The sequence below is a fragment of the Micromonospora sp. DT229 genome (assembly GCF_049844505.1).
Lineage (GTDB): Bacteria > Actinomycetota > Actinomycetes > Mycobacteriales > Micromonosporaceae > Micromonospora.
Genome location: NZ_JBNCLD010000004.1, coordinates 229,175 through 241,592, shown reverse-complemented (window position 1 = coordinate 241,592; position 12,418 = coordinate 229,175). Strand labels below are relative to the sequence as shown.

10 protein-coding genes are annotated in these 12,418 nt (G+C 72.5%); 1 reads left to right on the top strand and 9 read right to left on the bottom strand.

Features of this window, described 5'->3' with window-relative positions:
- Positions 1-38: 38 nt before the first annotated feature.
- The 8 genes from ACLQ2T_RS08525 to deoC form a co-directional block, all read right to left on the bottom strand.
- The gene (locus ACLQ2T_RS08525; protein ID WP_425765440.1) at positions 39-725 is read right to left on the bottom strand and encodes a permease prefix domain 1-containing protein; all 687 of its coding nucleotides are present in this window, start codon (positions 723-725) and stop codon (positions 39-41) included.
- Positions 726-779: 54 nt separating this feature from the next.
- Positions 780-2,675: a thiol reductant ABC exporter subunit CydC gene (gene cydC / locus ACLQ2T_RS08520; protein ID WP_425765439.1), complete on the bottom strand. Its 1,896-nt coding sequence runs from the start codon at positions 2,673-2,675 to the stop codon at positions 780-782.
- Positions 2,672-4,342, bottom strand: coding sequence for a thiol reductant ABC exporter subunit CydD (gene cydD, locus ACLQ2T_RS08515; protein WP_425765438.1), 1,671 nt, complete (start codon positions 4,340-4,342; stop codon positions 2,672-2,674). The genes cydC and cydD overlap by 4 nt, the downstream gene beginning before the upstream one ends.
- A 272-nt stretch (positions 4,343-4,614) precedes the next feature.
- The gene (locus tag ACLQ2T_RS08510; RefSeq protein ID WP_425765437.1) at positions 4,615-5,520 is read right to left on the bottom strand and encodes a M56 family metallopeptidase; all 906 of its coding nucleotides are present in this window, start codon (positions 5,518-5,520) and stop codon (positions 4,615-4,617) included.
- A 9-nt stretch (positions 5,521-5,529) separates the two neighbouring features.
- Positions 5,530-5,982, bottom strand: coding sequence for a BlaI/MecI/CopY family transcriptional regulator (locus ACLQ2T_RS08505; protein WP_425765436.1), 453 nt, complete (start codon positions 5,980-5,982; stop codon positions 5,530-5,532).
- A 614-nt stretch (positions 5,983-6,596) separates the two neighbouring features.
- The gene (locus tag ACLQ2T_RS08500) at positions 6,597-7,421 is read right to left on the bottom strand and encodes an aldehyde dehydrogenase family protein (protein WP_425765435.1); all 825 of its coding nucleotides are present in this window, start codon (positions 7,419-7,421) and stop codon (positions 6,597-6,599) included.
- Entirely contained in the window at positions 7,414-8,844 is a 1,431-nt protein-coding gene (locus tag ACLQ2T_RS08495; protein WP_425765434.1) for an aldehyde dehydrogenase family protein, read from the bottom strand. Before ACLQ2T_RS08495 ends, ACLQ2T_RS08500 begins: the two co-directional genes overlap by 8 nt.
- Before the next feature lie 5 nt (positions 8,845-8,849).
- Positions 8,850-9,860, bottom strand: coding sequence for a deoxyribose-phosphate aldolase (gene deoC, locus ACLQ2T_RS08490; RefSeq protein ID WP_425765433.1), 1,011 nt, complete (start codon positions 9,858-9,860; stop codon positions 8,850-8,852).
- 123 nt (positions 9,861-9,983) lie between these two features.
- On the opposite strand from deoC, the gene upp reads away from it, so the two are divergent.
- Positions 9,984-10,616, top strand: coding sequence for a uracil phosphoribosyltransferase (upp, locus tag ACLQ2T_RS08485; RefSeq protein WP_425765432.1), 633 nt, complete (start codon positions 9,984-9,986; stop codon positions 10,614-10,616).
- A gap of 112 nt (positions 10,617-10,728) precedes the next feature.
- Here upp and ACLQ2T_RS08480 read toward each other — a convergent pair whose 3' ends face one another.
- On the bottom strand, positions 10,729-12,393 hold the full coding sequence (locus tag ACLQ2T_RS08480; protein ID WP_425765431.1) for a phospho-sugar mutase: 1,665 nt from the start codon (positions 12,391-12,393) through the stop codon (positions 10,729-10,731).
- Between the last annotated feature and the right edge of the window lie 25 nt (positions 12,394-12,418).

Sequence of the window (12,418 nt, the reverse complement as noted above, 5' to 3'; positions counted from 1 at the left end):
TCACCGCGGGTGATCTGGAGCATGGGGGAGACGCACCACTACCGGGTGGCCAACCGCCGGGCGGCCAGCAGCCAGGTGTGCGCGGCCCGGCCCAGCCAGAGATGCGCCGCCCCTGCGACCACCATCCCGACGATCATCGGTGGCCAGGTGAGGGCCGCGTCCCACAACACGATCGACCAGCCGAAGAGTGACACCCCGGCCACCGCCCCCAGCACGGCGACGCCGGTCAGCAGGACACCCACGGTGTGCGCCGCGATGGTGAACCCGGGCCGGGAGGACCGCCCGGTCATCGCCACCAACACCAGACCGGCCGCGCCGAACAGGAACGCCGCGGTCCAGATCACGTCGACCGACCAGGACAGCAGCAGGTAACCGGCCGGCGGCGGAGGGCCGTCGCTCCAGCTCGACCCGTGCCAGGTCAGATCACCGGCGATCGCGGCGACCCCGGCGAAGGCGACGATCCACAGCGCCAGCCGGCGCAGGGCGGCCACCGCCAGTTCGGCCTGGTACGCCGGCACCAGTTGCTCGGGCGTACCGAACTCGGCCACCGCCCGTCGAGCCGCCTCGTCGGCCGACAGACCACCATCCCGGTACGCCTCGACGGCGTCCAGCAGCCCGTGCCGGGCCTCGGTGAGCAGATCCGCGCGCAGCCGGCGTGGCCCGTGCAGCCGGGCGGCCAACTGCCGTAGGTGCTCCTCGACCAACACGTCATCACCGACCGGCATGGCTCCATGCTGCCAGCCGGGCGGCCGGCCCGCCGTCCGGGAAATGCCCTGAGGTCAGCCGGAAACCGCCAGGTAGCCGTGCTCAGCAGCCTGTTGCAACCGCCACTGTTCCTGGTACCAGCCGGGGGCCGCGATCAGCTCCGCGTGCCGGCCACGCTGGATGATCCGGCCCGCGTCCAGCACCACGATCTCGTCCAGCCCGGCGAGACCGCTGAGTCGATGGGAGATCACCAACACGGAGTGCCCGGCGGGAACGGCGGCGAGTGCACCAGCCAGCACCTCGTCCGCAGCGACCGGGTCGAGCCCTTCGGTCGGCTCGTCGAGCACCAGCACGGCGGGGGCGGCGAGCAGGGCCCGGGCCAAGGCGAGACGCTGCCGCTGACCGCCGGACAGTTGCGCGCCCTCCTCGCCGACGACTGTCTCCCAACCCTCCGGCTGCTCCCGGACCCAGTCGGCCAGACCGGCCGCCTCGGCGGCGGCGAAGAGCGCCAGCTCGTCAGCGCCGGGACGACCGAGCAGCAGGTTCTCCCGGACCGTGGCGTGGAAGACGTACGCCTCGGCGAGCAGCCCGCCGACCACCGCCGGCAACTCCTCGGGCGGGTACCCGCCGAGGTCACGCCCGTCCAGGGTGACCCGACCGCCGTCCGGACGCACCGCACCGGTCAGCACCGCGGCGAGGGTGCTCTTGCCCGCGCCACTCGGACCGACCACCGCCACCCGTCGCCCCGCCGGCAGGTCGAGATCGAAGGTGTCCAAGGCGGCGGCAGCGCCTTCGCGGTAGCGCACGGTTACCTGGTTGAAGCGCAGGTCAGGAGTGCTGCCCCGGTCGCCGGACGGGGCCCTGGGGGCCGCCGGGGCTGCTTCGGGCAGAGTGCGCTCGGCTCCCGTCCGGCCCGCTTCGGTCGTGGCACCGTCGGTGATCGCCGGACCGATGTCCGCCTTCGATGTGTCGGCGCCTGGTGTCGGGGTGCCGGGGGTGTGCTCGGCGGCGTCGGTGATGAGCGGGGCGATCCGGGCCAGGCCGGCCCGGAGGGCGGTCCACTGCCGGGCCGCACCGACCAGGGCCAGGGCGATCTCCACGGCGGCCAGGGTGCCGACCGCCAGCACACCGATGAGCACCCCGTTCACTCCGACGCGAAGGGCCACGAACACCACCGCACCGGCGGTCAGCCCGGCCACCAGCACCCCGGCGGCGTCCACGGCGAAGCCGCGTACGGCCAGTCGACGTTCCAACCGGGCCAACTGGCCGGCACGGCGCCGCGCCGCGTCGAGGGCGGTCCCGGTAGCACCGAAGGCGGCGAGGTCGGCCGCACCGTGGGTCAGGTCGACCGCGTCGGCGGCGAGCGCACCCCGCAGCGGTGCCACCTCGTCGGCGGCTCGTCGGGTCAACGCGGTGGCCAGCGCCGGCAGGGCCACCCCGGCCACCAGCAGCCCGGCGGCCAGCACCAGGGCGGCCGAGGGCGAGACGAGGGCGGTCAGCCCGACCGCCAGCACGCTCACCAGACCGGCCGCCGCGCCCGGCACGACGACCCGCAGCAGCAGGTCCTGCACCGCCTCCACGTCGGAGACCAGCCGGCTCAGCGCGTCGCCGGTGCGCGGTGGCGCACCGCGTCGGGCGGCCAGGGTGGCGAAGACCCGGGTCCGCACATCGGTGACGAGCCGCAGCACCGCGTCGTGGCCGGCCAGCCGTTCGGTGTAGCGCAGCACGCCCCGGCTGACGGCCAGGGCCCGTACCGCGACGATCGCCACCGTCAGCCGGTCCAGCGGCGGCTGACCGGCAGCCGCCATCAACAGCCAGGTGGCCGTCGCCATCAGGGCCAGCGCGGCGAACTCGGTGACCGCCGCCAGCAGGCCGGCACCGATCAGCCGATTCAGGTACGGCCGGGCCAGCCGCAGCACCACCAACTCCGGCGTGGCGCTACCGGCCCGCAGGGACCTCTTCGCGCTCATCGGCCCTCCCCGGTCGGCTGGGGGGTCAACTCGGTCACCCGGCCGTCCTCTACCCGCAGGATGCGGTCGGCGTCGGCGAGCAGTGCGGGCCGGTGCGCGACCAGCAGGGCGGTACGACCGGCCACCAGCCGGTGGGTGGCCGACAACACGGCCGCCTCGGCGGCGGAGTCCAGCCGGGCGGTGGGTTCGTCGAGCAGCACCACCGGGGCGTCCCGCAGGAAGGCCCGGGCCAGGGCCACCCGCTGCCGCTGCCCGCTGGACAGGCCGTGCCCCCGCTCACCGAGCAGGGTGTCCAGGCCGTCGGGCAGGGCGGCGATCACCTCGTCCAGGGCGGCGTCGCTGACCGCCTTCTCGACAGCGGTCGCGGGGGCCTCAGGGGTCCCGAGGCGGATGTTGTCGGCCAGGGAGGCGGCGAACAGGTGGGCGCGCTGCGGCACCCAGGCCACCTGCCGACGCCAGCCGTCGAGGTCGGCCTCGGCGAGGTCCACCCCGCCCACGGTCACCCGGCCGCGGGTCGGGGTGACGAAGCCGAGCAGCAGGCCCAGCAGGGTGCTCTTGCCGGCACCGCTGGGCCCGATGATCGCGATCCGCTCCCCGGGCCGGATGGTCAGCGAGACCTCCCGCAGGGCCACCGTACGGTCGTAGGCGACCGTCACCGACTCGAACCTGATCTCGCCGCGCCCGTCCGGCGACACCCCGGGGCGGGTCGTCGGAGCCGGCGCGGCGCCGGTCAGGGTGAAGGCCTCGTCCAGGGCGGTGAGCCCCTCCATGCTGGCGTGGAATCGGCTGCCGGCCGCCCGCAGCGGCAGGTACGCCTCCGGAGTCAGCAGCAGCACCAGCAGCGCGATCTGGAGGGTCAGCCCGCCACCGAGCAACCGGATGCCCACCGGCACCGCGACCAGTGCCACGGACAGGGTGGCGACCAGTTCGAGCACCAGGGCGGAGAGGAAAGCGATCCGCAGGGTCTTCATGGTGGCTACCCGGTGGCCGTCGGCCATTCGGCGTACCGCGTCGGTCTGGGCCTTTGCCCGGCCGAAGGCGCGCAGGGTGGGCAACCCGGCCACCATGTCCAGGAAATGTCCGCCGAGTCGGGACAGCCGACGCCACTGGCGTTCGGTGGCGGCCTGGGCCTGCCAACCGAGCAGGGCCCCGAAGATCGGGATGAGCGGCAGGGTCAGCGCGATGATCACGGCCGAACTCCAGTCGGCCAGGAAGATCCGGCCGAGCACGGCGATCGGCACGGTGACGCTGAGCACCAGTTGCGGGAGGTAGCCGGTGAAGTAGGCGTCCAGGGCGTCCAGCCCGCGCCCGGCGAGGGTGGCCAGTTGCCCGGCCCGCTGGCCGGCCACCCAGCCGGGGCCGTGCCGGGCGACCGCGCCGAGCAGGTCGGCCCGTAGCGCCGCCTTGACCGTGGCGGCCAGCCGCGCCGACACCGTGCCCTGCGCCCAGACCAGCACCGAGCGGGCCGCCACGGCGGCGACGAAGCCGGCCAGGGCGGGGCGGTTCAGTTCACCGGTGAAGGCGGCGGCCAGCAGGGTGGCCAGGGCGGTGGCCTGCGCCACGACCAACCCGGCGGCGAGTACCCCGAGGAACCCCAGCAGGGCCAGGTCACCCCGGGCAGCGGGGACCCGGCGTAGCAGACGCGGGTCGAAGGGCCGGCGGTTCACCAGTACACCAGCGCCCTACCCTCGGTTCGTCCTCGGAAAATTCACCAGCACATCGCCTGAAAGCCTAGTAGTGCCGGCAGCAACGGTACTGCGAGCCAGCCCAACAGACGCAGGGTCGGGGCGCTCGCTGCGGCGTTCATCACGGCCAGTGACGCTGTGGGGCCGAGGGCCGAGGGTCGAGGGTCGAGGGTCGAGGGTCCGGTGGGGCGGTGCTGGCTGGGGCACGTCGGGTGGCGTCGGCTGGGGGTGCTCCCGGTCGGGCGGTGCGGCGCTCAGCTCAGGAAGAGGCCGATCGGCAGGTAGGCGGCGGTGCCGGTGACCGTCAGGGCGACGGCGCCGAGCAGTCGGGGTGGGCGCCCGGCGACCAGCAGCCGCTGCATCCGGACGTCCAGGTCCCGATCTCCCAGGCCCAGGGTGCCGGCCGGGGAGATCCGGTCACCGGCGGCGGCGAACCGGCGCAGGGCACCGGCCAGTGGGGCGTCCGCGTGCTGTTCGCGGGCCTTGTCGTCCGCGCGCATCTCGACCAGCAGGCCGACGCGCTCGTGCGCCTGACGGACCCAGCGCAGCCAGGGCAGCGCCCGACACAGCGCGGTGAAGGGCAGCAGCACCAGATCGTGCCGCTCCTGGGCGTGGGCCCGCTCGTGGGCCAGCACCGCCTCCAGTTCGGCCGGATCGAGCAGGTCCAGCGCACCGGCGCTGACCACCACCCGGGGGCGTACCCCCGGCAGGCAGTACGCGGCCGCGCTCGGGTGGTCGAGCACGAGTGCTCCGGGCACCGCCGGATCCCGCCGCGCCACCAGGGTCAGCAAATCCCGGTGCCGACGCTGGGCGCGTACCGTGCCGTGGATGCTGCGTACCGTCGTGGTCAACAGCACCGCGCCGATGCCGAAGCCGATGCCCACCAGGCCCAGGTGCACCACGCCCAGACCGGCCGGCAGGGTGCTGTGCCACAGGTCCCTGGCCAGGGCCAGCAGGGCGCTGCCGGTGCCCAGCTGGTACGGCGCCAGACCGAGCGCGATCGGCATCCCCATCGCGGACAGCCCGGCGCCCAGACCGATCGCCTGCCAGCAGAGGATCGCCACCCCGGGGCTACGCCAGGTCCAGGTGGAACGGGCCAGCACCTGCGCGAGCAGCCAACAGGCCAGCATCGCGGCGGTGAAGTGCAGAGCGTAGGCCACGACGTCGCCCTACCGCTCCGCGCTCTCGCCCGAACGGCTCGCCCGGTCGACCGGCGGCACCTCGATCCGATCGGTCAGACCGCCGACTTCCTCGCTCGACGTGGCCTCCGCGGCAAGGGCGGCGCGCAGCACATCCGCCTCCGTGCCGGTGACCGACCGGGCGAACCGGACCAGCGCCGCGTCCCGGCTGCCGCCGAGATCGAGGGCGTCGAGCATGAGCTGGGCGATGTGCGCCTCCCGGCTGGCCGTCGCGCGGTAGCGCCAGGCCCGGCCCTCCCGCTCGCGCTGCACCATGCCCTTGCCGGCGAGCCGATCGAGCACCGTCATCACCGTCGTATACGCCAGCTCGCGTCCGGCCAGGGCGTCGGCCACCTCGCGCACTGTGACCCCGTCCGACCTGGCGGGCACCGTGTCCCACAACACGTCCATCACCGCACGCTCAAGATCACCTAGCCGAGTCACCCCAAAATCCTACCCCCCGTAGTAGACCGCCCGCACACCCCAACCACCCCCGTCCCACGCTCGCGGAGCCCACCGCCCGCCCTGCGATCCCGCCGCCTCCGCCCCACCAGCGCCGTTGCAGCCCCGACCACGGCACAGCAGCACTTGCCCGTGCAGTGCGCCACCTCAAAGCCCGGACAGGCAGCCCCGCCACGGCCGGTGCCTCGGATCGCGTCCCGGCGAGCGCAAGTACGGCGTAGTTGCGGTATCGAGAGGGCGCGCATCCAGCAATTTCGGCGTTCTTGCGATATCGGTCGCCACCTCAAGCTCGGTAGTCCTGGTTGCGCCAGTCGCCTGGATCGTGTCCCGGCAGGTGCAAGTACGCCGAAGTTGCGGTATCAACCCCATCCGCACACCGCAACTTCGGCGTTGTTGCGCCCGAAGGCGGAACTCGACCCAGCAAACCCGGGCTGACGGGCCTGCGCCCCACCGCACCTACGGCCCACCGCATCCCAGGGACGGACCATGGCCACGTCAGGGTTTCCGGGGGAGCCCACCCGCGCAGGGATCAAGCCTGACCGCCCGGAGCGGGTGGGCTCCCCCGGAAACCCACCCCAGGAGCCCGAAAACCAGAATCAGACCCCCTTCGGATGCCACACCGTCTTCGTCTCCACCAGCGCAGTCATCCGCCCCACCCCAGGATCGGCAGTCCAGTCGTGATCATCCGACACCGGCCGCAGCACCCGCTTGAGGTTCTCCGCAGCCTTGACCTCCAGGTCAGCGGCCAACTCGGGATCGATCACCCCGGTCAGGTCGATCGCGTTGACGTCCATGTGCGCGGCCAGCGTCGGCACGGTCTCCGACAGCCGACCGGTGAGGATGTTGACCACCCCGCCCGGCAGGTCGGAGGTGGCCAGCACCTCGGCCAGGGTCACCGCGGCCAGCGGCGCGGTCGGGGAGGCGGCCACCACCACGGTGTTGCCGGTGACGATCGCCGGGGCGATCACGCTGACCAGGCCCAGCAGGGCGGGTGCCTCCGGGGCCACCACCGCCACCACTCCGGTCGGTTCGGGGGCGGAGAGGTTGAAGTAGGGCCCGGCGACCGGGTTGGCGCCGCCGTACACCTGCGGCAGTTTGTCCGACCAGCCCGCGTACCAGACCCAGCGGTCGGTCGCGGCGTCGACCTCGTCGGCCGGTACGCCCAGGGCCATGAACTGTTCGCGGCGGCCCTCCAGCATCTCGGCCACCCGGTAGAGGATCTGACCCCGGTTGTACGCGGTCGCCCCGGCCCAGCCCTTCACGGCGGCGCGGGCGGCGACCACGGCGTCCCGTGCGTCCTTGCGGGAGGCCAGCGACACGTTGGAGTCCTGCACGAGATACGACCGTCCCGACTCGCTGCGCGGGAACTTCCCGCCGATGAAGAGCTTGTACGTCTTGCGTACCGCGATCCGCTCAGACATTGAGGTACGCCTCCAGCCCGTGCCGGCCGCCCTCGCGACCGTAGCCCGACTCCTTGTAGCCACCGAACGGCGAGGTCGGGTCGAACTTGTTGAACGTGTTGGCCCAGACCACCCCGGCGCGCAGCCGGTCGGCCGTCCACAGGATCCGGGAACCCTTCTCGGTCCAGATCCCGGCCGACAGCCCGTACGGCGTGTTGTTGGCCTTCTCCACGGCCTCGGCCGGGGTGCGGAAGGTGAGCACGGACAGCACCGGGCCGAAGATCTCCTCGCGGGCGATCCGGTGTGCCTGGGTGACCCCGGTGAAGATGGTCGGCGCGAACCAGAAGCCCCGCTCGGGCAGCTCACACGACGGCGACCACTGCTCGGCCCCCTCGGCGGCCCCGGCCTCGGTCAGTTCCCGGATCCGGGCCAGTTGGGCGGCCGAGTTGATCGCCCCGATGTCGGTGTTCTTGTCCAGCGGGTCACCGACCCGCAGTTGGGCCATCCGGCGCTTGAGGGACTCCAGCACCTGCTCGGCGACGGACTCCTGGACCAGTAGCCGGGAACCGGCGCAGCAGACGTGCCCCTGGTTGAAGAAGATGCCGTTGACGATGCCCTCGACGGCCTGGTCGACCGGGGCGTCGTCGAAGACGATGTTGGCCGCCTTGCCGCCCAGTTCCAGGGTGAGCTTCTTGCGGCTGCCGGCTACCGATCGGGCGATGGCCCGACCGACCTCGGTGGAGCCGGTGAAGGCGACCTTGTCCACCCCCTCGTGTTCGACCAGCGCCCGCCCGGTCTCGCCGGCACCGGTGACGATGTTGACCACGCCGGGCGGCAGGTCGGCCTGTTGGCAGATCTCGGCGAACAGCAGCGCGGTCAACGGGGTGGTCTCGGCCGGCTTGAGTACCACGGTGTTGCCTGCGGCCAGGGCCGGGGCGATCTTCCAGGCCAGCATCAGCAGCGGGAAGTTCCACGGGATGACCTGGGCGGCCACTCCGAGCGGCTGCGGGTTGGCACCGAAGCCGGCGTGGTTCAGCTTGTCGGCCCAACCGGCGTAGTAGAAGAAGTGCGCGGCGACCAGCGGCAGGTCGACGTCCCGGGACTCCTTGATCGGCTTGCCGTTGTCCAGGGACTCCAGCACGGCCAGCTCGCGGGAGCGTTCCTGGATGATCCGGGCGATCCGGAACAGGTACTTGGCCCGGTCCCGGCCCGACATCGGACCCCAGACCTTCTCGTACGCCTTCCGTGCGGCGCGGACCGCGCGGTCCACGTCCTGGGCGCCGCCCTCGGCCACCTCGGTCAGGACCTCCTCGGAGGCCGGGTTGATCGACTTGAAGCTGCCGCCGTCGGTCGGGTCGACGAACCGGCCGTCGATGAACAGGCCGTAGGACGGTTTGAGGTCCACCACCGAGCGGGACTCGGGGGCGGGAGCATATTCGAACATCGCGGTCAGTCCAGGGTGAAGTAGTCGGGACCGGCGTAGACACCGGTGGTCAGCTTGGTGCGCTGCATCAGCAGGTCGTTGAGCAGGCTGGAGGCGCCGAAACGGAACCAGTCCGGGTCCAGCCAGTCCGGCCCGACGGTCTCGTTGACCATGACCAGGTACTTGATGGCGTCCTTGGTGGTCCGGATGCCACCGGCGGGCTTGACGCCTACCTGCCGCCCGGTGGCGGCGCGGAAGTCCCGGACCGCCTCCAGCATCACCAGGGTCACCGGCAGGGTGGCGGCGACCGGGACCTTGCCGGTGGAGGTCTTGATGAAGTCGCCGCCGGCCAGCATCGCCAGCCAGGAGGCGCGACGGACGTTGTCGTACGTGCCCAACTCGCCGGTCTCCAGGATCACCTTGAGGTGGGCGTCCCCGCAGGCTTCCTTGACCGCGACGATCTCGTCGTAGACCTCGGTGTAGCGGCCGGTCAGGAAGGCCCCCCGGTTGATCACCATGTCGATCTCGTCGGCGCCGGCTTCCACGGCCGCCCGGGTGTCGGCGAGCTTGACCTCCAGCGGCGCCTGACCGGACGGGAAGGCCGTGGCCACGCTGGCCAGGTGCACTACGCCGGTCGGCGCGGCGCCGTTCGCCTGTCCCGGTCCGCCGGATGTCCGCCCGGAGCCGCGCAGCACCTCGGCCGCGTACGGGACCATCGATGGGTAGACGCAGACCGCGCCGACGTGCGGGCAGGAGGGGTCGGCCGGGTCGGGACGCAGCGCCTTGGCGGCCAGGGCACGCACCTTACCCGGGGTGTCCGCGCCTTCCAGCGTGGTCAGGTCGACCATTCGGATAGCCAGGTCGATGGCCTGGGCCTTGGCGGTGGTCTTGATGGAGCGGGTGCCGAGTTGGGCCGCCCGCTGCTCTGCGCCGACCTGGTCCACCCCCGGTAGACCGTGCAGGAAGGTACGCAGAGCGGTCTCGGATCGTCCCAGCTCGGTAAGGTCCGAGCGGGCCGACGTCGCTGTCGCCGTCATGTCCCGAAGTCTACGCAGAGGGTCAGCTAGTGATCTTGACCAATGCGCTCCATCGGTGAGCGGGATCGCTGGTAGCGCCGGTGGCCCTCGCGCCGCCCCCGGCGCCGGGTAGGTTGAGCGATCGTGGACGTACACGTCATTGACCACCCGCTCGCCCAGTCTCGGCTGACCGTCATGCGGGACGAACGGACCGACTCCTCCTCCTTCCGGGCGGCCCTGCACGAACTCACCACCATGCTGGTGTACGAGGCGGCGCGCTCCTTCCCGATCGAGCGTTACCCCGTGCAGACCCCGGTGACCGCCACCGAGGGCACCCGGCTGGCCAACCCCCCACTGCTGGTGCCGGTGCTGCGGGCGGGCCTCGGCATGGCCGACGCCGCGCTGGGGCTGCTGCCGGAGTCATCCATGGGCTTCGTCGGGCTGGCCCGTGACGAGGAGACCTTCGAGCCGCGCGCCTACATGGAGTCGCTGCCCCGGGACCTGACCGGCCTGCCGGTGCTGGTCCTGGACCCGATGCTGGCCACCGGGGGCTCGCTGGAGCACTGCTGCCGACTGCTGGCCGAGCGTGGCTGCACCGACATCACCGTGCTCTGCGTACTGGCCGCCCCGGCCGGCATCGAGCGCCTCAAGCGCTCCAACCTGCCGCTCCGCCTGGTCACCGCCTCCATCGACCAGGGCCTCAACGACAGCAAGTTCATCGTCCCCGGCCTGGGCGACGCCGGCGACCGCCAATTCGGCGGCATGCCCCGCTTCTAACCCCACCCCACCCCACCCCCGCCCTTTGTCGCGTTGATCATGAGGTTGGCGGCAGTCGTTGATCTCTGCGGTGCCGCCAACCTCATGATCAACGCGACAAAGGCGGGGTGGGTTAGATGCCCAGAGCGGTGGCGGTTTCGGTGCGTAGGGCCGCAACCGCTTGGGCGGCGCGGGAGCGGGCTGCCGCGACGTCGCCGTCCGTGACCGGCTCCACCACCTCCAGGTACGCCTTGAGTTTGGGTTCGGTGCCGGAGGGGCGGATCACCACCCGGGCGGTGTCGGTGCGGAGGATGATCACGTCTGCTTCGGGGAGCAGGTCCTGTGCTTCGGTGATCGGGTGGCCGAGCAGGGTGGTCGGGGTGGCGGCGCGGATTCGGGCCATCGCGTCGGCGATCAGGCGCAGGTCGTCGACGCGTACGGAGAGTTGGTCGGTGTGGTGTACGCCGAACTCGGCGGCAAGCTCGTCCAGCCGGTCGGTGAGGGTGCGGCCCTGTGCCTTGAGGCCGGCGGCCAACTCGGCGACCGTCAGGGCGGCGGTGATGCCGTCCTTGTCCCGGACGTGCTCGGGGGCCACGCAGTAGCCGAGCGCCTCCTCGTAGCCGAAGACCAGCGGCTCGGCTCCGCCACCGGCCCGGACGATCCACTTGAACCCGGTCAACGTCTCGTCGTACGGCAGGTTCCGGGCGGTACACATCGCGCGCAGCAGTGACGAGGACACGATTGTGGTGGCGTACAGGCCGGTCACTCCGCGCCGCATCAGGTGGTCGGCGAGCAGCACCCCCAACTCGTCGCCGCGCAGCATCCGCCAGCCTGTGCCGTCGTGGACCGCGACGGCGCAGCGGTCGGCGTCGGGGTCGTTGGCGATGGCCAGGTCGGCATCGGTCGACTCGGCGAGCGCGACCAGCAGATCCACCGCGCCCGGCTCCTCCGGGTTGGGGAAGCTGACGGTGGGGAAGTTCGGGTCCGGTTCGGCCTGGTCGGGCACCACCCCGGGGACCGGGAACCCGGCGGCGGCGAAGGCCGCAGTGAGCACGGCCGCGCCGACGCCGTGCAGCGGGGTGTACACCACCCTCAGCTCGCGTGGACCGTTCGCCGGCAGCACCTCGACCGCGCGGGCCACGTAACCGGCGACCAGTTCGTCACCGAGTACCTGGCCGGGAGGACCGAGCGGCACCTCGGCGAGCGGACCGACAGCCCGGATGGCGGCCTCGATGCCGGCATCGGCCGGCGGCACGATCTGTGCCCCGGCACCCAGTTCCCCACCCAACTCGGCGCCGAGGTAGACCTTGTAGCCGTTGTCCTGGGGCGGGTTGTGGCTCGCCGTGACCATCACGCCGGCGACCGCCCCGAGTTGCCGGACCGCGTAGGCGAGCACCGGGGTGGGCAGGGGCCGGGGGAGCAGCAGGGCGGGCCGTCCCGCCCCGGTGGCCACTTGGGCGGTCCGCTCGGCGAACTGCCGGGAGCCGTGCCGGGCGTCGTACCCGATCACCAGGGGGCCGGTGCCACCCTGGGCCGCCAGCCAGGCGACCAGCCCGGCGGCGGCCTGGGTGACCACGGCGAGGTTCATCCCGTTCGGGCCGGCGCGCAGCGGGCCGCGGAGGCCGGCGGTGCCGAAGGTCAGCGGTCCGGCGAACCGGTCTGCCAACTCCGGCGCGCTGGCCGGAAGGTCGTCGAGCACCGCCCGCAGTTCCGCCCGGTCGGCGGGGTCCGGATCGTCGGCGAGCCAACGCTCGGCCCGCTCGCGAATGCTGTCTAGGTCTTCGGTGTCCGCCGCCATTGGCTCTTGATAGCACGACGGCGGA